The organism is Streptomyces sp. NBC_00620, from assembly GCF_026341825.1.
GTDB lineage: Bacteria > Actinomycetota > Actinomycetes > Streptomycetales > Streptomycetaceae > Streptomyces.
On record NZ_JAPENY010000003.1, the window covers coordinates 718,894 to 742,372 of the forward strand.

Here is a 23,479-nt window from a genome sequence, read left to right on the forward strand (position 1 = left end):
GGCTCCGTGCCTCAAGTCGTCACAGGGTGGCGGACGAGTCGGGGTAGTGGCCGGGCTCGCGGTTGCGGGGGGCGACCAGGGTCGAGGGCACCGGGGTGACTGTCCAGTCGGGGTGGTTCGGCATCCGCGGCGTCTTCGTCCCGTACAGCCAGTCCGTCAGGAAGCCGGACTGGTCCTGCCCCGAGACCTCGGAGGCGACCGCGATGTAGTTCGCGGTACTCGCGGCGGAGTCGCGGTAGCGCTCCAGGAAGGTGCGCTCGATGCGGCTGAAGACGTCCTCCCCGACGAGCTCGCGCAGCGCGTACAGGACGAGTACGCCGCCCAGGTAGCGCTGGCTGTCGAAGAGGTTGGCCGCGTTGGGGGCGGCGACCGGTCCGGAGGACTTCCGCCACAGGTCGCCCCTGGCGTACGTGTCCTTCATGCGGGCTTCCATGGTGGTCAGGCCGAGCGAGTCGGTCCAGCCGCGCTCGTAGCGGTACAGCAGTCCGTAGAAGTCCGCGTGGCCCTCGTTCAGCCACAGGTCGGCCCAGGTGGCGGGGCTGACGCTGTTGCCGAACCAGGAGTGGACCAGCTCGTGCATCATGTGCGAGCCGATGCTCTTCTCCGCCTGGAGCAGGAAGTTCGGCTTGTACAGCGTGAGGGTCTGCGTCTCCAGGCCCGTGAAGTCGAAGGCGTTCGCAGCGTCCGTGTTGCACGGCAGCAGGCCGTACGTCTCGAACGGGAAGGCGCCGAGCCGCTGCTCCAGCCACTGGACCAGGCCGGGGGTCAGGGCGAGCGCGGGTTCCAGGGCGGCGGCCCGCGCGGTCGGGACGACGTCACGCAGCGGCAGCCCGTTCGGGCCCTGCCGGTCCTTCACCACGTAGTCGCCGACCGTGATCTGCACCAGCTCGGTGGCTATCGGGGAGCGGGAGACGTACGTGTACCCGGTCCGGTCGCCGTCCAGGCTCTCCGTGCGCACCAGGCTGCCGCTCGCGACGCCGCGCAGGCCGGCGGGGACGGTGATCCGGAAGCTGAAGGCCGCCTTGTCCAAGGGGTGGTCGTTGCACGGGAAGACGGTGTGCGCCGAGTCCGGCTGGGGGCACACCGCGAATCCGTCGGGTGTCGGGACCCAGGCGGTGTGCGCGAGCGTCTTGCGCGGGTCGGCGGAGTACTCGACGCAGACGGTGACCCGGGCCTGCTCCGGCAGGGTCCGGGCGGGCGTGACGCGCAGCTTCTCGTCCACCTGCTCGAAGGTGGCCGGGCGCCCGCCGACCCGCACGGCGTGGATGTCCAGGCCGAGTGAGTCGAGCGAGAAGCGGGAGAGGGCCTGGGTGGTGCTGAGCGTGAGGGTCGCGGTGGCCTCGACGAGCTGGGTCGTCGCGTCGTACGAGAAATCGAGGTGGTACGCGGTCACGCGGTAGCCGTCGTTGCCGAGGGCCGGGAAGACCGGGTCGCCGAGGGTCTCCGCGCCCGGGGTGCCCTCACTCCGTAAGGCCGGGGTCTGCGCGTGGGCCGGGGATCCCACGGTGAGCGCGGCGGCCGTGCCGAGCAGGGCGGCAGCGGGGGCCGTCACTCTGGTGCGATATCTCATGGTTCGCTTTCGTCGGGACGGCCGGGGCCGGGGCAGGCGCCCTGCCGTCGGAGCAGGTGGACGATCTTCTTGCGGGACTGCAGAATCGATCTCCTTGCTTGACCGCAAGATCGAGGAGTGTGGTTGCCTCCGGCGCGCCACTTCCTGCATTCACTTGCCATTCCTGTGTTCACTCGTGCCTCGGCCGTCCGATTGGTCGCGGTCTGAGGGCACTGTTCACCCGGCCCGGGGCAGACCCCTGTCGAGCCGGGGTCACTCACGAGATATCTTGATGTCGAGCAATGTTGCAGACGTGGAGCGGAGCACCCGGTGACTGACTCGACCATCATTTACACGCACACTGACGAGGCCCCGGCCCTGGCGACATATTCGTTCCTGCCGGTGGTCCAGGCGTACGCCTCGCAGGCGGGTGTCACTGTGGAGACCCGTGACATCTCGCTGGCCGGGCGCATCATCGCCCTCTTCCCGGAGTTCCTGGAGGAGGGTCAGCGCATCCCGGACGCGCTCGCGGAGCTCGGTGAGCTGGCGAAGACGCCCGGTGCGAACATCATCAAGCTGCCGAACGTCTCGGCCTCGGTCCCCCAGCTGAAGGCCGCGGTCGTCGAGCTGCAGGGGCAGGGCTACGCGCTTCCGGACTACCCGGAGGACCCGAAGTCGGACGAGGAGCGCGACATCCGCGCCCGTTACGACAAGGTCAAGGGCAGTGCCGTGAACCCGGTGCTGCGCGAGGGCAACTCCGACCGCCGTGCCCCCGCGTCGGTCAAGAACTACGCGAAGACCCACCCGCACCGCATGGGCAAGTGGTCGTCCGAGTCCAAGACGAACGTCGCGACCATGGGCGTCGACGACTTCCGCTCCACCGAGAAGTCCGCGGTGATCTCCGCGCCGGGCTCGCTCCGTATCGAGCTGGCCGGCGACGACGGCTCCACCACCGTGCTGCGCGAGTCCGTACCCGTGCTCGCGGACGAGGTCGTGGACGCGTCCGTCCTGCACGTCGCGCCGCTGCGCGAGTTCCTCACGGCGCAGATCGCCCGCGCCAAGGCCGAGGGCGTGCTGTTCTCGGTGCACCTCAAGGCCACGATGATGAAGGTCTCGGACCCGATCATCTTCGGTCACGTCGTGCGCGCCTTCTTCCCGAAGACGTTCGCGAAGTACGGCGAGACCTTCGCCGCCGCCGGTCTGACCCCGAACGACGGTCTGGGCGGCATCTTCAAGGGCGTGGAGTCCCTGCCCGAGGCCGCCGAGATCAAGGCGTCCTTCGACGCCGAGCTCGCCGAGGGCCCGGAGCTTGCGATGGTCGACTCCGACAAGGGCATCACCAACCTGCACGTGCCGTCCGACGTGATCGTCGACGCGTCGATGCCGGCGATGATCCGCACCTCCGGCCACATGTGGGGCCCGGACGGCCAGGAGCAGGACACCCTCGCTGTCCTGCCGGACAGCAGCTACTCCGGCGTCTACCAGGTCGTCCTCGACGACTGCCGCGCCAACGGCGCCTTCGACCCGTCGACCATGGGCACGGTCCCGAACGTCGGTCTGATGGCGCAGAAGGCCGAGGAGTACGGCAGCCACGACAAGACCTTCGAGATCGCGACCACCGGTACGGTCCGCCTCGTCGACGAGGCCGGGAACGTCGTCCTGGAGCAGGCCGTCTCGGCCGGCGACATCTTCCGCGCCTGCCAGACCAAGGACGCCCCGATCAAGGACTGGGTGAAGCTGGCTGTCACCCGCGCCCGCGCCACCGGCGACCCGACGGTGTTCTGGCTGGACGAGACCCGCGCGCACGACGCCGTGCTCATCGAGAAGGTCAAGCGGTACCTTCCGGAGCACGACACCGAGGGCCTGGACATCCGCATCCTGTCCCCGGAGGAGGCGACCAAGCTCTCCGTGGAGCGCATCCGCCGCGGCGAGAACACGATCTCCGTCACCGGCAACGTACTGCGTGACTACCTGACCGACCTGTTCCCGATCCTGGAGCTGGGCACCAGCGCCAAGATGCTGTCGATCGTCCCGCTGATGGCGGGCGGCGGCCTCTTCGAGACGGGCGCCGGCGGCTCCGCGCCGAAGCACGTGCAGCAGCTGGTCAAGGAGAACTACCTGCGCTGGGACAGCCTGGGCGAGTTCCTCGCGCTGGCGTCCAGCTTCGAGCACCTCGCGACGACCACGGGCAACGCGCGCGCCCAGGTCCTCGCCGACACCCTCGACCGTGCGACGGCGACCTTCCTCAACGAGGACAAGTCGCCGACCCGCCGCGTCGGCGGCATCGACAACCGCGGCAGCCACTTCTTCCTGTCCCTGTACTGGGCGCAGGAGCTGGCGCAGCAGACGGACGACTCGGACCTCGCCAAGGCGTTCGCCGCGATCGCCGAGACGCTCAGCGCGCAGGAGCAGACGATCGTCGACGAGCTGAACGCGGTCCAGGGCTCCCCCGCCGACATCGGCGGCTACTACCAGCCCGACCCCGCCAAGGCCGCCAAGATCATGCGCCCGTCGGCGACCTGGAACGAGACGCTCGCGACTCTCGCCTGACGTGTCGTCCGCGGGCTCCGGTCCGCGACTTGTGCCGCCCCGGCCGGATCTTCCGGCTGGGGCGGTTCGGTTTGCAGGCGGTTCTGTGCGTGGCTCGATCAGGGGTGTTGCAACGGCCGTTGTCAGGGGCGCCCGCAGCCTTCTGCCGCCCACTCCTGCGCCGGGAGGTCGAGGAGCCGTTTGATCCGGGCCCTGTGCGGCAAAGGACCATGATCACCCGTCACCTTCAGTGCCGACGTGGCCGTGATGTGTCCGAGCCGCAGCGCGCTCTGCATGTCCCCGCCTCGCAGGAGGCCGGTCAGGAATCCGGCGGCGAAGGCATCGCCCGCTCCGACGGGCTCCACCACGTCCGCGCGCAGAGCGGGCACGGTCCAGGCGCCTTCGTCGCTGAAGGCAGAGGCCGTACGGCCGCCGTCCTTGACGACGAGGAGACGCGGGTGAGGCAACAGCTCCCGTACGTCGGCCGGTTGGAGGCCTGGGTCCCAGAGTTCCTGGGCCTCGTCGAGGCCGACGAAGGTGATGTCGGCGCGGTCGGCCAGGTCTCGGAGTACAGGGGCGGCCGTCCCTGGCGGCCACAGCGCAGGGCGGTGGTTGACGTCGAAACTGATGGCGTAGGAACGCTCGCTCGGCGGGGTGGCGAGCGCCTCTTCGACCAGGATCCGGCAGGACGGGGACAAGGCCGCGGTCACGCCCGTGAGATGTACGACGGACGCCGACCTGAGTTTGTCGTCGTCCAGTACCTCGGGGCCCAGGGCCGAGGCCGCCGAGTTGCCGCGGTAGTAGTGGACGCGGGTACGGGTGCCGGCTGGGTCCTTCACGAGCAGGCCCGTGGGCCGGTCCTGGTCGAAGCGCACGCCGCTGACGTCGACGCCGGCCGCACCGACCGCGGCGCGCACCCGCCGCCCCAGCGCGTCGTCGCCGAGTGCGGAGAGCCAGGAGACGGGGACGCCCAGGTCCGCCAGGTACATCGCCACGTTCGACTCCGCCCCGGCCACCGACACACGCAGGTCTTCGGCCGTCTCCAGTGACTGGGACGGGGCGGGGGCCAGAGCGGCCATGGTTTCCCCGATGCACACCACGGGTCCTTCGGCAGGCCGCCAGACGCTCGTCATGACGCCTCCGGAGCCGAGGTTGAGCCATGGCGACGGTAGGCGTCCGCCGGCCCGCCCGGCACGTCGACCCGGGCGGTGAACACGGCGCCGTCGTAAGGGCCGGGCGCGGCGAGTCCCACATGGGCGGTCGTGATGTGGAGGAGGTCCTCTTGCAGACATACGCCGGCGGGCTGCAGTGCGGGCAGCCGCAGTGTGCGGTCGAGGCGGCCGTCCGGCAGATACCGGCGTACGGTTCCCGTGCCCCACACCGCGACCCACACCGCGCCTTCGGCGTCCACCGCCATGCCGTCGGGGCTGCCTTCGTCGACGGTGACGAACACCTCCGGGGTCCCAAGGTCGGCGGTGGCCGGGTCGACCGGGTAACGCCGGACGACTCCTCGGGCGCTGTCGGCCAGGTACATGGTGTCGCCGTCGGCCGTGAACGCCGGCCCGTTCGGCACCGTGATGCCGTCGAGGACACGGGTCACCGTGCCGTCGTGGTCGACCCGGTAGAGGGAACCGGCTCCTTCGTGGGCGTCGTAGGCCATGCTGCCCGCCCAGAAGCGGCCGTACGGATCTGCGGTCGCGTCGTTCATGCGCATGGGCCGTGGGGCGTCCGCTTCCGGCTGTGCCAGCCACCGCGTCGATCCGTTGGGGGTGAGCAGGCAGATCCCGGTGCCCGCAGCGGCGATCCAGGTGCCGGGATCACCGGCGACGGGGGCCACCGCGCCCAGGGGAACGGGTAGTTGGGCCAGCTGCTTGAGTGGGGCGGTCGGGTTGTCGGGGGCGATCAGCAGTCGGCCGGCGAGGATGTCCACGAGGACGAGGCCGCGCTCCGTCCAGCGGATGCCCTCCCCGAGTTCCAGGCGGTCGGGGCGGAGGGCTTCGGCTCTCACGTCTCTCGCGTCTCTCGCGTCTTCAGCATGCGATGCGGCTTCGGTCACGGCGCGCCCTCCTGTACGACGGTGAGGAAGGCGCGTGCGCGGTCCCGCAGCTCGGTCAGGCTGCCGCCGTCGGCAGCGTCACCGATCAGGGGCGAGCCGACTCCGACCGCGGTTGCTCCGGCGGCCAAGTACGCCCGGGCGGCCGCCTCGTCGACACCGCCGACCGGCACGAACAGCTCGTGCGGGAACGGGCCGCGCAAGGCCTTGAGGTAGGCGGGGCCTCCGGCCTCCGCGGCCGGGAAGATCTTCAGCCCGGCAGCCCCGAGGGTACGGGCGGCCAGGATTTCGGTCGGGGTCATCACCCCGGCCAGCACCGGCAGGCCGAGCTCATGCGCCGCGCCGATACCGTCCCCGAGCCCGGGAGTGACGACGAAGTCCGCCCCGGCACGCTGGGCGGCACGAGCGTCCTCGGCGGTCAGGACGGTGCCGGCGCCGAGGGTCCGGTCGGGGCCGAGTGCTTCGCGTGCCCGCTCGATGACGGACAGGGCGTCCTTGCCGCTCAGGGACACCTCGATCAGCTCGACGCCTTCGTCGGCGAGGGTCAGCACGGTACGTATCGCAGCCTCGGGGTCGTCTCCGCGCACGATCGCGACCAGACGGTGGGCGGCCAGGGCCGCTTGAAGATCCATGGACGAACTCCTTGTCGCACAGGGCCGGTTCAGGGGCAGCGGCAGGTCGTGGTCAGCGTCAGCCGCCACCGCACCTCGCCGGACGCGGGTACCCGGGCGGCGTCACCCGGGCCTGCCTCGGAAAGGTCGAAGACGCGGCCGAGCATCGGCTCGACGCCCGTACTGCGGTAGGGGTGCACGGCCGGGAAGCCGCCCAGGTTGCGCCACAGCGCGATGGACATCGGCTGCCCGTCGGCTTCGAGAGCCAGCGACAGACGGTCCGGGTGATCGTGGACACAGCAGCCGGAAGCGTCCACGACCGCTCCGACCGCGGTGCCGTCGACCGGCCCGAACCGGTCCAGGCGCAGTCCGCAGGGCGCGGGCCAGTTTCCCTCCACCCACGCGGCGCCCTTCGGCCACGCCCGGTCCAACAACGGGGCCGCTTCGGGAAAGAGTCGCGTACTCGCTCCGTCGCGGGTGTGCACCGACGCGCCGTCGGAGAGGTCGAGCAGGGCATGGGCGGCCCACACGAAGCGGAAGCCCGGGTCGGCCGTCAGCACGTAGTCGGCCTCGGCTCCGTCGGTGGTGGCGTGGATCCTGCGGGCCAGGGTGAAGCGGTCACAGTGGACGACGTCGCTGTCCCCTTCTCTCGTCCAGGGCCGTGCCCAGGCGTCGCCGTGGTCGGGGATGCCGCGGACTGTGGGGATGCACTCCTCAAGGCCGCCCGCGTCCACGAAGGGATCGCCAGGCGACACGCCCTCCCGCTCGGGTGCCTCGCGCCGCCACAGCCATTCCCGGCCGGCCGTACGCAGAGACGTCCAACGGCCGCCGTGCGCAAGGTCGGTGACGATGTCCAGCGGCACGCTCACCACTCCGCGAACGAACCGTCGGGGTGCCGCCACACCGGGTTGCGCCAGGCATGCCCGGTGCGGTCGGCGGCGCGTACGGCAGCCTCGTCGACGGTGATGCCGAGGCCAGGGGCGTCGCTGCGGGAGGCATGACCGTCGACGAACCGGAACGGCTCGGGGTCGACCACGTAGGACAGCAGGTCGGCGTCCTTGTTGTAGTGGATACCGCGGCTCTGCTCCTGGATCAGGAAGTTCGGGGTGGCGAAGGCGACTTGAAGGCTGGCCGCAAGTGCGATCGGGCCGAGCGGGCAGTGCGGGGCGAGCTGGGCGCCGTACGTCTCGGCGAGCGAGGCGATTCGGTGCACCTCCGAGATGCCGCCGGCGTGGGACAGGTCCGGCTGGGCGACCGCCACGCCTGCGGCGAGCACGGGCAGGAACTCGGCGCGTCCGTAGAGGCGTTCACCGGTGGCGAGCGGTACGGGGCTCGCGGCGACCAGCCCTGCCAGCAGATGGCCGTGCTCCGGGAGGACGGGTTCCTCGACGAACAGCGGGTGCAGTGGGGCGAGTTCGGCGAGGACGCGGCGGGCGCCGGCGGCGGTGAAGCGGCCGTGGAAGTCGACGGCGACATCGCGGTCCGGGCCGAGTGCCTCGCGGGCGGCGGCCACGCGGGCGACGATCGCGGCGGTCTCGGCGGCGGTGGGGACCGGCGACGTGGCTCCGGCGGCGTTCATCTTCACCGCGGTGAAACCCGCCTCGACCTGGGCGGCTATCTGCTCACTCAGTTCTGCGGGTTCGTCACCGCCCACCCAGGCGTAGACCCGGACGCGGTCGCGCACCGGGCCGCCGAGGAGGGCGTGCACCGGAGCGCCGTACGTCTTCCCGGCGATGTCCCACAGGGCCTGGTCGAGGCCGGCGACGGCGCTGGAGAGGACCGGGCCGCCCCGGTAGAAGCCGCCCTTGGTCAGCACCTGCCAGTGGTCCTGGATGCGCAACGGGTCCTGGCCGACGAGGTGTTCGGCCAGGACGTCGACGGCGGCACGGACGACCTCGGCGCGCCCTTCGACGACCGGTTCGCCCCAGCCGACCACGCCGTCGTCGGTCTCGACGCGGCAGAACAGCCAGCGGGGCCGGACCAGGAAGGTCTCGATGCGGGTGATCTTCACTGGGAGCGGGAGCCTTCCACGGAATCGGAATCGGAATCGGAATCGGAAACCGAGCCGGAATCTGATTCGGAGTCGGAGTCGGAGTCGCCGACGCGGTCCAGATCGCGGCCGGCCTGGTCGAGGAGGGCACGCATCGCGGCCTCGGCGGCCGCCGGGTCCCGGTCGCGTACGGCGTCCAGGACGGCACGGTGGGCCGGGACCGGGTCCTCGCTGTGCGGGGAGCTGTGCACGATGCGGTCGCGGTGGGCCAGGCCGGACTCGATCACCATCTCCATGCGTTCGAGGAGTTCGTTGTGGGTGGCGGCGAGCAGGGCACGGTGGAAGGCGAGGTCGGCCTCGACGGCGTGGGCGGCGTTGCCGTCCCGCTCCCCCATCGCGTCCAGGGCGCCGTCCAGGGCCGCCAGGTCCGCGTCGGTGCGGCGCTCGGCGGCCAGGCGGACGGCGGCGGGTTCGATGATGGTGCGTACTTCGGCGAGGTTGTGCAGCAGTGCCCGGTCGGAGGCAGTGGTGGAGCCGCCCTCGAACTGCCAGCGCAGTACGTCGGCGTCGAGCAGGTTCCACTCGGCGCGGGGGCGTACGAAGGTGCCGCGCTTCTGGCGGGCGTCGACCATTCCCTTGGCGGCGAGCACCTTGAGCGACTCGCGCAGCGCGGTCAGGCTCACGTCCAGCTCGCTCTGCAGCGCCACCAGGTCCAGCGTGGCCCCCTCGGGGATCTCACCGCCCAGGATGCGGCGGGCGAGGAGTTCCACGGTCTGGCCGTGCACCCCGCGACGGGCATAGGGCGTCATGTCGTACAGCCTTTCTGCTGTTGAGGGAGCGTGGTCATGCGGAGGCCTTGACGACGCTCCAGCCGCCGTCCACGACGAGGCTCGTCCCGGTGATGAAGGAGGCTTCGTCGGCGCTGAGGAACGCGATGGCCGCGGCCACCTCCTCCGGGGAGCCGAAGCGGCGCACCGCTGTCTCGGCGATGCTGCGTTCCCGGTCCTCGGGCGGGACCCTGTCCCAGGCGGCGGTCAGGACCGGGCCCGGCAGGACGGCGTTGACGCGTACCTCGGGCCCGTACTCGACGGCGAGTTGGCCGCACAGGGACAGCAGGGCGCCCTTGGACGCGGCGTAGGCGGGATGGCCGGGGATGCCCTTATGCGCGTGGACGGACGAGGTCAGGACGACCGCGCCCCGCCGGTCCCGCAGATCGGGCAGCACGGCCCGGAAGCCGAGGAAGCTGCCGGTGAGGTTGACGTCGAGCTGCCGCCGCCACGAAGCGAGGGACATCTCGTGGGCGGGGGCGACGTCGACGGTGAAGGCGTTGCTGACGAGGACGTCCACCGGTCCGTAGGTGTGCGCCGCGGCGACGACCCGGGCCCAGTCCTCCTCGGCCGCGACGTCGGCGACCACGAACCGGGCCCGCCCGCCGTCCTTGCCGATCCGCTCCGCCACGGCCTCGCCCCTCTCCTCGGACACGTCGGCGAGCACGACGGCGGCTCCTTCCTCGGCGAGGCGTACGGCCGTGGCGGCTCCGATGCCGGAGGCCGCTCCGGTGACCACGGCCGTGCGGCCGGTGAAACGGGCGCCGTGCCGTCGTACAGGCTGGTCCATCGTGGGGTTCTGCTCCTTTGCCGGAGGGACGAGGGAAACATATGCGGTCCTACTGGCGTATCAGCACCACCAGCTCGGCGTCGCGCTCGGCGCTCCACACGAACGGCAGCCCGTAGTGGAGCAGATGGGCTCCGCTGTACGTCGTCCCCGTCGCGGTGTCGTGGTAGCGCGCCGCCGGGTCCAGGCCCCGCAGCCGCAGCCGGTCGGGCCGTCCGGGCAGAAGTGGAGCCCCGTCGAGCCGACCGGTGCCGAGCGCGGCGACGACCGTACGGTCGTCGAGGTCGTACTGCACGCCGCAGGTGCTGTCGTCCGGCGTGCCCAGGAGCCGGGTCTCTCCCTGGTGGACGACGTCCCGCACCTCCTTGTACCGGGCGATCCACCCGGCGGCCTCGGCCCGCTCCTCCGGTGTCCAGGCGCGCAGGTCGGCGCCGATGCCGAGCACCCCGCAGATGGCGTTGACGAAGCGGAAGGCGAGACTGCGCGGGCGCGGGTCGAAGAGTCCGGGGGCGTCGGTGACCCAGGAGCTCATGACGTGCGGGGCGTGGGCGTGCAGGAAGCCGTGCTGGATGGACAGTCGGTCCAGCGGGGCCGTGTTGTCGCTGGGCCACACCACGTCGGTGCGGGCGATGGTCGCGTGCTCGATGCGTCCGCCGCCGCCCGCGCAGCCCTCGACGGTGACCTCGGGATGGGCGGCGCGCAGGTGGTCCAGGACGCGCAGGTACCCGGCGACATGCTCCGCGTCCAGGTCGGCACGGCCGGCACCGGGGCGTCCGCGCTCGGTGGGCGGGCGGTTCATGTCCCACTTCAGATAGCCGACGGCGTGGTCGGTGAGGAGCCTGTCGAGCGTGCCGATGACGAAGTCCTGGACGTCGGTCCGGCCCAGGTCGAGCAGCAGTTGGTTGCGGACCAGGCGGGTGGGGCGGCCCTCGATCCGGTAGACCCACTCGGGGTGTTCGGCGTAGAGGCGGCTCTTCGGGCTGACGGCCTCGGGCTCGACCCACAGGCCGAAGTCCAGCCCCAACGCCCTTACGTCCTGCACGAATTGGCCGAAGCCCCGAGGGAACGCCGCCGGATCCGGGAACCAGTCGCCCAGTCCCCCGGTGTCGTCGGCCCGCCCGGTGAACCAGCCGTCGTCGACGACGAACATTTCGGCGCCGATGTCGGCGGCCAGCTTGGCCAGCTCCAGTTGGCCGGCCGCGTCGACGTCGAAGCCGGTGGCCTCCCAGGAGTTGTAGAGGACCTTGCGGGGACGATGCAGCCGCTCGCCCGAGAGGTGGCGTTCGTAGCGGTGCCACACACGGGAGAGGCCGTCGAGCCCGTCGGGGCTGAAGGCGCAGGCGAGACGGGGGGTAGTGAGGGTGTCGCCAGGGGCCAGGTGTACGACGCCCTCGTGCGGGACCCGTCCGGCTCGGACGCGCACGCTGCCGCCCGGCTCGGCCTCCGCGGTGATGTGCCAGTTGCCCGGCCATTCGAGGGCGATGCCGTAGGCGGCCTCCGCCTCCCCGTCCTGTACGGCGAGCCAGGGAGCGTACGCGTGTCCGGGCGCGCCCTGAAGACTTCCCATGGTGAACGTGCCTCTGGTCAGGTCGAGTTGGGTGCGCTGGAACTCCTGCGACCACTGACCGGTCAGGTACGTCAGGCGGGCGGCTCCGGTGACGGGGATGTTCACGGCGGCCGAGTCGAGCCGCTCCAGACGCAGTTCCTCCGTGGCGGTGAACTCGGTCCAGCGCAGGATCACGTCCGTGCCCGGTACGGGTTCGTAGCACAGGACGGTACGCAGGCCAAGGAGCTCGTCGCTGAAGGTGAGGCGCAGCGCGCCCGATTCCTCCTCCGCCCCGGCGAACTCCCACCACACTCCCGGCGCCTCGTCCGGCCGCGAGGCCAGCAGCTCGGATCCGGTGAACGGCCGTAGCCCGTACGGCAGATACTCGGCGGGCGCCGCGTCGGCGGGCGTGATGAAGTGCGTACGCCTCGACCGGTCAAGGGCGGACGGGCCGTCCTCGACCCCGAGCGGCCCCCACGCGTCGAGTTCGGCCCACTGTCCGTCCGGCGACAGGCGCACGGTGTAGCTGGTGTTCTCCGTGCGCAAGGTCCAGCGCTGGTACGTCACTTCACCGCTCCCAGGTTGAGCCCGGCCACGAAGTGCCGCTGGAACCGCAGGAATACGGCCACGGTGGGCACGGCGGCGATGACGGAACCGGCGGCGATCACGTTCCACATCGACACGTACTGTCCCTGAAGTCCGATGAGGGCCGCGGTGATCGGCATCTTGGTGTCGCTGCGCAGCACGGTGATAGCCCAGAGCAGGTCGTTGAAGATCCAGGTGAAGGACAGCGCGCTGAGGGCCGCGAGGGCGGGGCGGGTCAGCGGCAGGATGATCCGCCAGAAGATCTGCCACGGTCCGGCGCCGTCGACGACTGCCGCCTGCTGGATCTCGGCCGGTATGGAGCGCATGAAGCCGTGCAGGACGAAGACGTAGAAGCCGACTCCGAAGCCGATCTGTACTCCGATCAGCGCGGGCAGGGTGTCGAAGACGCCCATCAGCTCGCTGAGCTTGGAGACCGGGATGAGCAGGATCTGTGGCGGGAGCAGATTGCCGCCGAGCATGAGCAGCAACAGGGAGCGCCGGAAGGGCAGTTCGTAGCGGCTGAGCGAGAAGGCGGCCATGGCGGCCAGCGCGAGTGTCACCGCGACGCATGGCAGGGTGACCAGCAGGCTGTTGATCAGGGCGCGCTGCTGGCCGCCGTCGACCCAGGCCTGGCTGTAGTTGCCGAGGGTGAAGGACTGCGGCCAACTGCCCAGGCCGTGCGCGGCGATGTCGTCGAAGGAGCGCAGGCTGGTCACCAGGACCAGGGCGATGGGCAGTAGCCACAGGAGGGACAGCGCGCCGGCGCCCAGGTGGAATCCGGCGGTCGCGGCCCGCTTGCGGCGCAGGGCCGTGGAAGTGGCGGACATCAGTCGGCCTCCCGGAACGCGCGGACGAGGTAGGAGCAGATGACGCCGAAGGCCAGCGCGAAGATGACGACGGCGAGTGCGGAGCCGTAGCCAAGGCGCAGGGACTGGAAGGCGGTTGAGTACATGTAGGTGCTCAGCAGCTCGGACGAGTGGTAGGGGCCGCCGCGGGTCAGCGACCACACGACGTCGAAGGAGCGCAGCGAGTCGATGACGATGACCGACAGAACGACCGCGTTGACACTGCGGAGTTGGGGCAGTGTGACGTGGCGGAGGCGTTGCCAGGCGCTTGCGCCGTCGACCTTGGCCGCCTCGTACAGCGCCGGGTCGATGCCTTTGAGGCCGGCGAGGTAGAGGACCATGACGTAGCCGATCTGGCGCCACAGGGCGGGGACGATCACCGCGTACAGGGCGGTGTCCTGGTCGGCGAGCCAGGCGTGGCGCAGGTTGCCCAGGCCGACGGATTCGAGGAGTTGGTTGAGGACGCCGTCGGGCTGGTAGACCGCCTGCCAGACGAGGGCGGTGGCGACCAGGGAGAAGACGACGGGCAGGAACAGGGCCGCGCGGTAGAAGCCGACGCCGCGCCGCTCCTGCTGGAGGAGGAGCGCGGCGGCCAGGCCCAGCAGGGCGGACAGGCCGCCGAAGAGCACGAGCCACAGCACGGTGTGGCCGGCCGCGCTGCGGAAGACCTCGTCGTGGGCCATCTCCCGGAAGTTGTCCAGGCCGACGAACTGCGGTGCGGAGACACCGTCCCAGCGGGTGAGGGCGAGGTAGAAGCCCTGCACAGCGGGCCAGAACACCCACACTGCCTCGACGAGGAGCGGGACGAGGACGAACGCGAGCACCAGCGGGGGTGTACGGCGGGGGCCCCCGGTCCGCCTGCCGCGAGGCGAAGGCGGGGCCGGGGACTTCCGGTCGGGCGCGGTCAGAACAGCCATGTCACGCGTTCCAGATTTTCTCGGCGTCGCGCTGCCAGTCGGTGAGGATGCTGCCGATCTCCTTCGGCTTGGCCAGGAACTTGGTCAGCGCGGTGTCCGCGGTGGGCTGGAGGGCGTCGCTGGAGTCCCGGTTGAAGAACTGGGTTATCTCGGCGGCCTCCTCGATGTGCGCGCGGCCCTTCTTGACCAGGGCGGTGCCGGAGTCCTTCGCCTTCGGGTTGCACGGCAGGACGGTGCCCGACGAGCCCTTGATGTAGATCTCCTGGGACTCGGCGGTGGCGAGGTAGCTCATCAGGTCGACGACCTGGTCGCGGCGGCCGGTGCGGGCGCTGGCGAAGTAGCCGTCGGTGGGCGCCTCTTCGGCGAGCGGGACCTTCGCGTCGATGATGGGGAAGCGGAAGAAGTCGATGTCGTCCAGGGCGTCCTTGGGCGCCGCGTCGGCGAAGAAGGTGCCTATGAGCATCATGCCGCTGCGGCCGTTGAGCAGGGAGGTCGTCGCGTCCTGGAAGGCGACGGCGGCGCCGTCCGGGTCGAAGTACGGCAGCACCTCCTGCCAGCGGTCGAAGACCTTGCGGACCTCGGGGTCGTCGAACCGGTGCTTCCCGGCCAGGAGTTCGCGGTGGTACTGGGCGCCGTTGATACGGATGTCGAGGTAGTCGAACCAGGCCGAGGCCACCCAGGCCGTTCCGCCGCCCGCGCCAAGGCCGATCGGGGCGACACCCTTGCTCTTGAGCTTGTCGCACAGGTCGAGGAAGTCGTCCCAGCTCTTGGGCTCGCTCACGCCCCACTTGGCGAAGTTGGACTTCCGGTAGAACATGCCCCACCAGTAGTAGGTGGCGGGGACGAAGACCTTCTTGCCGGAGCTCGCGGTGCACAGCGAGTTCAGCGCCTTGGAGTAGCCCTTGAGGTCGGGCGAGGAGCTCCAGACCTCGTCGAGGTCGAGCAGCAGGTCCTTCTTGGCGTAGGCGTCCGCCACCGAACCGGGGTACCAGGTGTACACGTCCGGCGGGTTGCCCGAGGTGAGGTACGTCGGCAGCTGGGTGCGGTAGGTCTCCGCGGCGACCGTGTTGAGGCTGGCGCGCGCGGACCCCTTCTTGGCGAACGCCGCGACGAGGTCCTCCATCGCGGCCTTGGCCTGCGGGGCGGAGAGGTTGGACTGGAGGGTCACCGCGCCCTTCGAGGAACTCTTGCTGGAGGAGGTGTCGGTGACACAGCCGCTGAGCAGTGCCGTCGTCCCGGCGGCACCGAGTCCGGCGAGGAACCGGCGTCGGCTGGACTGGTAGTTCGTCATGAATGGCTCCCTGTGGATCCCGCGCGGGCGGGGCAGGCCCTCCTGACGGCCGGGCCCCGCTCGCGCTGATCCAGATTCGCGTGGCACTCACGCCACGTCAAGAATAATTACTAATTTATTTGAACTGGGTCCGGTGCACGTAGCCGTCGACTCCGCGGTACACCGCGTCGACCGTGCCGCCCGGCCCGGCCACCGCTCCGAGCGCGCCGTCGAAGGCCGCGCTGGGGAACTCCTGCCGCTTGGTCCAGCCCTGCCAGGCACCGTTCTCGTACCGCTGCTGCCAGAGCGTGTAGTCGGAGGCCCGCGCGTACAGCACCACGGCATCCCCCACGGCGACCAGCGTCGGGCTGCCGCCGACGGTCCCGCCGAGCGACGTCCACTGCGACCACTCCCCCGACGCCTCCCGGGACCGCGTCCACACGTCGTCCGCCGCGCTGCGTACGGCCACGTGGACCCGCCCCTGGGAGTCGACGACGGCCGACGGCCGCCCGTACACCGGCCGGTCACCGGGTGCGCCGAGCGAGGACCATCCGGTCGACGGTCCGCGCTGCACGACCTGTCCGTCGGAGCCGGTGGCGAACAGCGTCCAGTGCCCGGGGTCGGTGAACGCCACCGACGGCGCGTCGGTCACCCGGCCGCCCAGGCTCTGCCACGCGCCCCAGCGGCCGTCGGCGAAGACCCGCCGGTACACCCGCGAGTCGGTGCCGCGCACGAAGACATCGATCCGGCCGCCGGCCGAGGCGTACGCGGCGGGCTGGCCGAGAATCCTGCCCTTCGTGGGACCGCCGAGGTCCCTCGTCCTGCCGTCGGCCTGCTGGACGAGCGAGCCTTGCGGGCCTCGCAGGAAGGTGGTCAGCGTGTCACCGTCTCGGACGACGGCCGGGCTCGCCGTGGCCTTCACGCCCAGACTCGTACCGGGCAGGGCGTCCGCCCCGGTCAGCTTCAGGAACGCGGTGCCGTGCGCGGGGACTTCGACGGTGTACGACCCTGTGTGCGCGCCGCGATCGGCGCGTGCCCGCAGGTCGCGGACCTGGACCGGCCCGCCGAGCCCGACATCGGCGAACTGCACTGTGCGTTCGACAGGCGTGTCGGAGCGGTTGAGCAGCACGACCGCGCGACGCCCGTCACCCGCGAGAACCTTGCTGTAGACGTCGCCGACGGAGTCACTGGCCACCCGTACGCCCTGGATGGCGAGGGGGTCCTGGTCGACGGCGATGATCTCCGGGTTGCGCAGCGTCTCGATCATCGGGTCCGACAGGGTGCGCGGGTCGGATCCGAGGACGAGGGGCGAGCCCATCTCGGCCCACATCACGAACTGCGTGGTGGACTCCTCCTGCGTCAACTCGACGGTGCCGTCGGCCATTTTCCGCATGGGGATGAGGTAGTCCGGGTCGTTGTAGTGGCCCGGCCCCTGCGCCTCCGGGTGCCAGGCGTTGGCGTCCATGTTGCGCAGCACGTTGGGCCACTGTCCGGGGCTCGGGGTGCCCCAGGCGATGTCCGTGCCGGTACGCCAGGAATCGGCGATCGTCGGGGCATAGACGTACGTGTTGTGCGCGTCCTGCTCGGGCGTGTGCGGCAGGCCCCAGTCGTCGGTGAGCGGGTTGCACAGGTTCAGCAGCATCTTCCGGCCGGACTTGGCCACCGCGTCGCTGAACTCCTTGAAGGCCGGGCCCGGATCGAGCTTGGCGCCGATCCCGCACAGGAAGTCGACCTTGACCGCGTCGATCTTCCAGCCGGCGAACTGCCGGGCGTCCTCCTCGTAGTGGCCTCTGCTGCCGAGGCCGCAGGTCTTGCCGCCGTCGTAGGCGCCGGCGTCGGTGTAGATGCCCGCTTTCAGGCCACGCTTGTGGAGGTAGGAGACCAACGCCGGGATGCCGGAGGGAAAGCGGTCCGGATGGGCGACCAACCGCCCGTTCGCGTCACGTGGATTGTCGGCCTGCCAGCCTCCGTCCAGCCACACGATGTCGTAGCCACTGTCGCGCAGACCGCTGCTGACCAGCTCGTCCGCGACGGAGCGCACCTGCTCTTCGGTGGGTGCGCCAAGCCCGTAGTACGTGTTCCAGCCCATGTAGGGCGTGGGCGCGAGACCGCTGTCGTAGTACTCGGGCGCGCCCTGGTCGACGGCGGTCTGCGCCGTGGCCGTCGGGGCCGCGGTCACCGCCAGTACCGTCGCGATCGCGACCGCGGTGGCACGGCGGGTCAGTCTCGATGCCGCGGGTGTGCGGACCTGCGGGTGTGAAGTCACTTGCCTCTCCCGAGGGTTGGGAAGCATGAGGACGTGACGCGGGCCGCTGGCTGCGGCAGGGGGGCCGTCGACGTCACGGCGAAGACTGTGGCGTGCGGCCGAAACCCTGTCAATATTAATTCCTAATTTAATAGAAAGAGGCTGCCGACGGGTGCCGTGGCGCCCCGCCCCGTGCGCAGAACACCCATCGCCGGCCCGGCCTCATGAGACGAAAACTGCACCAGGGGTTGACAGAACTCCCCTCACGTCACAGCCTTTGGCAACGTTGTCAAGCCGTAGGCATCACATGCGCCGTGTCGTATCCGGCCCGCGCCGCTGTCTTTTGATGGGACATCACGCTCATGACAGATCAGTCGAGCTCGCCACGCCTCTCGCGACGCTCCCTCGTCACCACGGGCTCAACCCTGCTGGCGGGGTTCGGACTTGGTTCCCTGTTGCCCGCGTCGACCGCCGCCGCTGCCGGCACCGACACGTCGGCCGCGCCCGCCACACCCCGTGAACTGGCGCTCTACCGCCCCGTCACGGTCTCTTCGACGGCCTACGCGCCCACCCCGGGCTCGTTCGTGGTCGACCGGCTCGCCTCGCCGGGAGTGCGGGGCAGCGGCTGGCGAGCCGCCGCGGGTGACTCACAGTGGATCTCGATCGACCTGCAGGCCGCCTGCGAGGTCACGTGGATCCGCCTCACGTTCGAAGCCGATGCCGCCGACCCGGTGTTCACTCCCCCCACCACGGGCAATCCGGCCAACGGCACCACGGGCAAGGAGATCCAGTCGAGCTACGCGGTCGAGTACGTGGTCGAGACATCGACCGATCGCACGTCCTGGACCAGCGTGTACCGCACGACGGCGGGCACCGGCGGAGTGGTGAACATCCAGCTCCCGCGCCCGGTCACCGCGCGCTGGGTGCGGATGACCTCGCGCAGGCACTCCAACCCCAATCCACTCGGCCTCAACGCCTTCGAGGTCTACGGCAGCCCCAAGGGGCACCGGCCGTCGGCCACCGGCTGGACGGACTGGGGCACGCACTCCGGACCCGCGCCCAAGCTCGTGGTGGCCGACGACGGCACGGTGCCGGTGGAGTCCGGCTGGCGGCTGACCCTGGACGACTGGGCCGACGCCGAAGGCAAGGACCTGTCGAAGACGACGGTCGACACGAGCAGCTGGCTGCCGGCCACCGTTCCCGGCACGGTCCTGGCCTCACTCGTGGAACAGGGCAAGCTGCCCGATCCCGTCGCCGGACTGAACAACCTCCATGTCCCCGAAGCCCTGTCGCGGCACGCGTGGTGGTACAAGCGGGACTTCGACCTGCCACGCGGTCTGCGCACCGGAGCCGGGCGCCGCATCTGGCTCGAGTTCGACGGCATCAACCACAAGGCCGACATCTGGCTCAACGGTCAGCAGGTGGGCGACCTGACGTACCCCTTCGCCCGCTCGGCCCACGACGTGACCAAGCTGCTCTCGACGGGCGGCGCGAACGCGCTCGCGGTGAAGATCACGCCGATGCCGGTGCCCGGCAGCCCCGGTGACAAGGGCCCCGCCGGCGAGGCCTGGGTGGACGCGGGCGCCAACCAGATGAACCTCAACTCCCCCACCTACCTGGCCTCTTCGGGCTGGGACTGGATGCCCGCGGTACGCGACCGGGCCGCCGGGATCTGGAACCACGTCCGGCTGAGGTCCACCGGCCATGTCCTGATCGGCGATCCTCGAGTCGACACCCTCCTGCCGAACCTGCCCGACGTGTCGGTCGCCGAGCTGACCATCGTCGTCCCGGTCCGCAACGCCGACACCGCCGACCACAGGGCGACCGTCTCCGCGGCCTTCGACGGCGTACGAGTGTCCAAGGTCGTCACCGTGCCGGCCGGCGAAAGCATCGACGTCACGTTCACCCCCGACGCCTTCGGCCGACTGCGGCTGCGCAACCCCGAGTTGTGGTGGCCCAACGGGCTCGGCGACCCCGCCCTGCACGATCTCACCCTGGTCGCGTCGCTCGACGGCGCCGAGAGCGACCGCCGCAGCACCCGGTTCGGCATCCGCCAGTTCGGCTACGAGTACGAGGTGCCGCTGCCGTTCACCGCATCCGGCGACGCCTACACCCAGTCCGTGACCTTCGACCGGCAGCAGGCCCGCTACGTACGCATCAAGTGCCTGACCCGGGCCTCCGGTTGGGGCAACTCGCTGTGGACCCTGGCCGTGTCCGACAGCGCCCGGCCCTCCGTCGACCTCGCCCTGCACGCACCCGCCGACGCGTCGACCAAGGACGGTGACGACCACGGCCCGGCCAACGTGACCGACGGCGATCCCGCCACCCGCTGGTCCTCGGCCTACGAGGACGACCAGTGGATCCGGGTCGACCTGGGGTCCCCGCAGTCCTTCGACCGGGTCGACCTGACCTGGGAACAGGCATACGCCAAGACGTACTTGGTGCAGGTCTCCGCCGACGACGCCGACTGGACCGACGTGGCGTCGGTGGACAACGGCGCGGTGCCGTTGCCCTTCAACAGCGGCAACGCCAGCCTGCAGGTGGAGGAGTTCGCTCCGCGCACCGCCCGTTACGTCCGTATCGCCTGCGGGGTGCGCAACACGAGCTGGGGCAACTCGCTGTGGTCCCTCGGCGTCATCGACAGCGCCGTGCCCGGAACCGACCTCGCCCTGCGCCAGAAGGCGACCGCCTCCACCGAGGAGTCCGACCACCCGGCCGCCCACGCCACCGACGGCGATGCGGGAACCCGCTGGTCCTCCCAGTACGAGGACCACCAGTGGATCCAGGTCGACCTGGGCTCCGCGAAGAAGTTCGACCGGGTGGCGATCCTCTGGGAGCCCGCCTACCCGAAGACCTACGTGATCCAGGTGTCCGACGACGCGGACACCTGGACCGACGTGAAGTCCGTGTCCAACACCCCCGACCCGCTGAAGATCAGCGTGAACGGCGTACGGGTCCTGGCCCGCGGCGGCAACTGGGGCTGGGACGAACTGCTGCGCCGGATGCCGCCGGAGCGCATGGACGCGGCCGTACGGATGCACCGCGACATGAACTTCACCATGATCCGCAACTGGGTGGGCACCTGCGACCGGAAGGAGTTCTTCGCCGCCTGCGACGAGCACGGGATCCTGGTGTGGAACGACTTCCCCAACGCGTGGGCCATGGACCCGCCGGACCACGAGGCCTACAACTCGATCGCGCGGGACACCGTCCTGCGCTACCGCATCCACCCCAGCGTGGTCATCTGGTGCGGAGCCAACGAGGGCAACCCGCCGGCCGCCATCGACAAGGGCATGCGCGAGGCCGTCGAACAGCAGGTCCCCGGCATCCTCTACCAGAACAACTCGGCCGGGGGGATCATCACCGGCGGCGGACCGTACGGATGGGTCGAGCCGGACAAGTACTTCGATCCGTCCACGTACGGCAGCAAGGACTTCGGCTTCCACACCGAGATCGGCATGCCCGTCGTCTCCACCGCCGCCAGCATGCGGAACATGACGGGCGACGAACCCGAGTGGCCGATACGCGGAGCGTGGTACTACCACGACTGGAGCGAGCGCGGGAACCAGGCACCCCAGACGTACAAGGCCGCCGTCGAAGCCCGCCTCGGAGAGGCCGAAGACCTGGACGACTTCGCGCGCAAGGCCCAGTTCGTCAACTACGAGAACACCCGCGCCATGTTCGAGGCATGGAACGCGAACCTGTGGGACAACGCCAGCGGCCTCATGCTGTGGATGTCCCACCCGGCCTGGCACAGCACGGTCTGGCAGACCTACGACTACGACTTCGACGTCAACGGCACCTACTACGGCGCCCGCACGGCCTGCGAGCCCCTGCACGTCCAGGCCGACCCCAAGGGACAGGTCCTCGCCGTCAACCACACTCGGAAGGACCTGAAGAACGCCACCGTCACCGCGCGACTGCTCGACCTGTCGGGCCGCCAACTCCGCGCCGCCGACAGCGCCCGACTGGACGTGGCGCCGGCCGCCACCGCGAAGGCGTTCACCGCCGCCTGGACCGACGACCTGCCCGACCTGCACCTCCTGCGCCTGACTCTGGAGAACGGTTCCGGCCGCGTCCTGTCGCACAACACCTACTGGCGCTATCGCACTCCGGCCGCCATGGAGGCTCTGACCACGGCGCCGCAGGCGAAGTTGTCCGCGACGGTGACACGCCTGTCCCGTTCCGGGGCACGTCACGAGCTGACCGCCACCATCCGCAACCGCGGCGCGGCCGTCGCCTCCATGGTCCGGCTGTCCCTGCTGGACAACACGACCGGCGATCGCGTGCTGCCGACGCTCTACAGCCACAACTACCTGTGGCTGCTGCCCGGCGAGTCACAGACCGTCACCTTGTCCTGGCCCGCCCAGGCCCTGCCCTCACACCATCCGCTGCTCAAGGCCGAGGCGTACAACAGCCCCTCCGCGATGGCGCGCCCCTAGGCCCTAGGAACGGCTGGTGCTGCCGGGAGTTCCCACCCTCCCGGCAGCACCGCCCGTACATCGGGTGTACCTCAACTCACCGCCTGCCGCACGAGCGCACTGATCCGCGCCTCCACCTCGGCCGTCACCTCGGTCAGGGCGAACCCGGCCGCCCACATCGAGCCCTCGTCCAGCTTCGCCAGGTCGCTGAACCCGAGCGTCGCGTAGCGCGCCTTGAACTTCTCCGCGCTCTGGAAGAAGCACACGACCTTGCCGTCCAGCGCGTAGGCGGGCATTCCGTACCAGAGCTTCGGCTCGAGGACCGGGGCGCCGGCTTTGACGACCGCGTGGACGCGCTCGGCCATGATCCGGTCCGAGTCCTGCATCTCGGCGATCTTCGCGAGTACGTCCCGCTCAGCCTCAGCCGCCTTGTCCGCGCGCGAGGTGCGGCGGGCCGCCTTCTTCAGCTCTTGGGCGTGGTCCTTCATCGCGGCCCGCTCCTCGGCCGAGAATCCCTCGTGCTTGCTGCTTTCGGTGCTGCTCATGGCAGATCTCCCCCTTGAGAACCTGATGTGCTGCATCTTGGGTGCGTGGGTGGCGACCTGCCGCCACACCCCCATCGGCACGCACAGTGCCGATCATGGCTGAATATTGCGCGGAGCCCTCCCGGATTGTCAACGGCACGCTGCGTGCCGTTAGGGTGGCGACATGACCGACCCACCCGCCACGCCGAGGCGCCGAGGCGCCGCGCGCACCGAAGAGCTGCTGGAGGCAACCCTCGAACTGGCCGCGGAGGTCGGCTACGCAGGCCTGAGCATCGAGGCGGTCGGCCGAAGAGCCGGGGTCGGAAAACACACGATCTACCGGCGCTGGCCGTCCATGCCGACACTGCTGCTCGACGCGCTCAGCCGCGCGTGGACCAGCGACCTGGGCTACCGCGACACCGGGGACGTCCGCGCGGATCTGCGCGAACAGTTCCTGCGCTCGGGCCGCGCCCTCTCCAGCCCGCCGATCGGCCCCGTCTACCGCGCGGTCATCGCCGAGGCGCAGGCCGATTCCACCCTGCGGGCGACCCTGCACGAACGGTTCCTGGTCACCGTCGAGCAGCGCACTCTGGACCGGATCACCCGCGCCCAGCGCACCGGTGAACTGTCCGCGGAAGCGAACCTGGAATTCGCCGCGGAGGTGCTGTGCGGCACGCTGTACTACCGCAGCCTGCTGTCGACCCGCCCCATCGACGAGTACGCGGTCGACGGGCTGCTGGACATGTTCATGGCCGCGTATGGAACCACCGACTAGGACTC

At 70.4% G+C, this 23,479-nt stretch carries 17 protein-coding genes; 3 read left to right on the plus strand and 14 right to left on the minus strand.

Translation table 11 applies throughout. The features are described from left to right. Window positions 1–19: 19 nt before the first annotated feature. Entirely contained in the window at window positions 20–1,570 is a 1,551-nt protein-coding gene (locus OG246_RS34560; RefSeq protein WP_266472520.1) for a M1 family metallopeptidase, read from the minus strand. A 309-nt stretch (window positions 1,571–1,879) separates the two neighbouring features. Here OG246_RS34560 and OG246_RS34565 point away from each other — a divergent pair, with 309 nt between their 5' ends. Next, a complete protein-coding gene (locus OG246_RS34565) occupies window positions 1,880–4,099 on the plus strand; it encodes an NADP-dependent isocitrate dehydrogenase (RefSeq protein ID WP_266472523.1) in 2,220 nt (739 codons plus the stop codon). Window positions 4,100–4,221: 122 nt separating this feature from the next. Here the strand turns inward: OG246_RS34565 and OG246_RS34570 are convergent, their stop codons facing one another. From OG246_RS34570 to OG246_RS34625, 12 genes are all read right to left on the minus strand, one after another. After that, the gene (locus OG246_RS34570) at window positions 4,222–5,211 is read right to left on the minus strand and encodes a sugar kinase (RefSeq protein WP_266472525.1); all 990 of its coding nucleotides are present in this window, start codon (window positions 5,209–5,211) and stop codon (window positions 4,222–4,224) included. After that, entirely contained in the window at window positions 5,208–6,086 is an 879-nt protein-coding gene (locus OG246_RS34575; RefSeq protein WP_266472526.1) for an SMP-30/gluconolactonase/LRE family protein, read from the minus strand. The genes OG246_RS34570 and OG246_RS34575 overlap by 4 nt, the downstream gene beginning before the upstream one ends. A gap of 44 nt (window positions 6,087–6,130) precedes the next feature. Continuing rightward, window positions 6,131–6,763, minus strand: coding sequence for a bifunctional 4-hydroxy-2-oxoglutarate aldolase/2-dehydro-3-deoxy-phosphogluconate aldolase (locus tag OG246_RS34580; protein WP_266472529.1), 633 nt, complete (start codon window positions 6,761–6,763; stop codon window positions 6,131–6,133). Between the two features lie 29 nt (window positions 6,764–6,792). Further along, the gene (locus OG246_RS34585) at window positions 6,793–7,611 is read right to left on the minus strand and encodes a hypothetical protein (RefSeq protein ID WP_266472532.1); all 819 of its coding nucleotides are present in this window, start codon (window positions 7,609–7,611) and stop codon (window positions 6,793–6,795) included. After that, entirely contained in the window at window positions 7,608–8,753 is a 1,146-nt protein-coding gene (gene dgoD / locus OG246_RS34590) for a galactonate dehydratase (RefSeq protein ID WP_266472534.1), read from the minus strand. The genes OG246_RS34585 and dgoD overlap by 4 nt, the downstream gene beginning before the upstream one ends. Then, window positions 8,750–9,541, minus strand: a complete 792-nt coding sequence (locus OG246_RS34595; RefSeq protein WP_266472537.1) for a FadR/GntR family transcriptional regulator — start codon at window positions 9,539–9,541, stop codon at window positions 8,750–8,752. The genes dgoD and OG246_RS34595 overlap by 4 nt, the downstream gene beginning before the upstream one ends. Window positions 9,542–9,575: 34 nt before the next feature. Beyond that, complete coding sequence (locus OG246_RS34600) at window positions 9,576–10,349, minus strand: SDR family NAD(P)-dependent oxidoreductase (protein ID WP_266472540.1); 774 nt, start codon at window positions 10,347–10,349, stop codon at window positions 9,576–9,578. A 49-nt stretch (window positions 10,350–10,398) separates the two neighbouring features. After that, a complete protein-coding gene (locus OG246_RS34605; protein ID WP_266472543.1) occupies window positions 10,399–12,459 on the minus strand; it encodes an alpha-galactosidase in 2,061 nt (686 codons plus the stop codon). After that, on the minus strand, window positions 12,456–13,304 hold the full coding sequence (locus OG246_RS34610) for a carbohydrate ABC transporter permease (protein ID WP_266472551.1): 849 nt from the start codon (window positions 13,302–13,304) through the stop codon (window positions 12,456–12,458). Before OG246_RS34610 ends, OG246_RS34605 begins: the two co-directional genes overlap by 4 nt. Next, a complete protein-coding gene (locus tag OG246_RS34615) occupies window positions 13,304–14,239 on the minus strand; it encodes a carbohydrate ABC transporter permease (protein WP_266472554.1) in 936 nt (311 codons plus the stop codon). The genes OG246_RS34610 and OG246_RS34615 overlap by 1 nt, the downstream gene beginning before the upstream one ends. 1 nt (window position 14,240) lies before the next feature. Continuing rightward, the gene (locus tag OG246_RS34620) at window positions 14,241–15,530 is read right to left on the minus strand and encodes an ABC transporter substrate-binding protein (RefSeq protein ID WP_266472557.1); all 1,290 of its coding nucleotides are present in this window, start codon (window positions 15,528–15,530) and stop codon (window positions 14,241–14,243) included. Between the two features lie 115 nt (window positions 15,531–15,645). Further along, window positions 15,646–17,775, minus strand: coding sequence for a glycoside hydrolase family 27 protein (locus OG246_RS34625; protein ID WP_266472561.1), 2,130 nt, complete (start codon window positions 17,773–17,775; stop codon window positions 15,646–15,648). A 341-nt stretch (window positions 17,776–18,116) separates the two neighbouring features. On the opposite strand from OG246_RS34625, the gene OG246_RS34630 reads away from it, so the two are divergent. Continuing rightward, window positions 18,117–22,196, plus strand: a complete 4,080-nt coding sequence (locus tag OG246_RS34630; RefSeq protein ID WP_266472564.1) for a discoidin domain-containing protein — start codon at window positions 18,117–18,119, stop codon at window positions 22,194–22,196. Between the two features lie 71 nt (window positions 22,197–22,267). On the opposite strand, the gene OG246_RS34635 is transcribed toward OG246_RS34630, so the two are convergent. After that, window positions 22,268–22,720, minus strand: a complete 453-nt coding sequence (locus tag OG246_RS34635; protein WP_266472566.1) for an iron chaperone — start codon at window positions 22,718–22,720, stop codon at window positions 22,268–22,270. Window positions 22,721–22,883: 163 nt separating this feature from the next. Here OG246_RS34635 and OG246_RS34640 point away from each other — a divergent pair, with 163 nt between their 5' ends. Next, entirely contained in the window at window positions 22,884–23,474 is a 591-nt protein-coding gene (locus OG246_RS34640; RefSeq protein WP_266472568.1) for a TetR/AcrR family transcriptional regulator, read from the plus strand. The last annotated feature ends 5 nt before the right edge of the window (window positions 23,475–23,479 follow it).

Coding starts and splice junctions, on each gene's coding strand:
- OG246_RS34635 (WP_266472566.1), bottom strand. CDS start 22,720: ATGAGCAGCACCGAAAGCAGCAAGCACGAGGGATTCTCGGCCGAGGAG.
- OG246_RS34610 (WP_266472551.1), bottom strand. CDS start 13,304: ATGTCCGCCACTTCCACGGCCCTGCGCCGCAAGCGGGCCGCGACCGCC.
- OG246_RS34630 (WP_266472564.1), top strand. CDS start 18,117: ATGACAGATCAGTCGAGCTCGCCACGCCTCTCGCGACGCTCCCTCGTC.
- OG246_RS34615 (WP_266472554.1), bottom strand. CDS start 14,239: ATGGCTGTTCTGACCGCGCCCGACCGGAAGTCCCCGGCCCCGCCTTCG.
- OG246_RS34595 (WP_266472537.1), bottom strand. CDS start 9,541: ATGACGCCCTATGCCCGTCGCGGGGTGCACGGCCAGACCGTGGAACTC.
- OG246_RS34640 (WP_266472568.1), top strand. CDS start 22,884: ATGACCGACCCACCCGCCACGCCGAGGCGCCGAGGCGCCGCGCGCACC.
- OG246_RS34560 (WP_266472520.1), bottom strand. CDS start 1,570: ATGAGATATCGCACCAGAGTGACGGCCCCCGCTGCCGCCCTGCTCGGC.
- OG246_RS34580 (WP_266472529.1), bottom strand. CDS start 6,763: ATGGATCTTCAAGCGGCCCTGGCCGCCCACCGTCTGGTCGCGATCGTG.
- OG246_RS34620 (WP_266472557.1), bottom strand. CDS start 15,530: ATGACGAACTACCAGTCCAGCCGACGCCGGTTCCTCGCCGGACTCGGT.
- OG246_RS34570 (WP_266472525.1), bottom strand. CDS start 5,211: ATGACGAGCGTCTGGCGGCCTGCCGAAGGACCCGTGGTGTGCATCGGG.
- OG246_RS34600 (WP_266472540.1), bottom strand. CDS start 10,349: ATGGACCAGCCTGTACGACGGCACGGCGCCCGTTTCACCGGCCGCACG.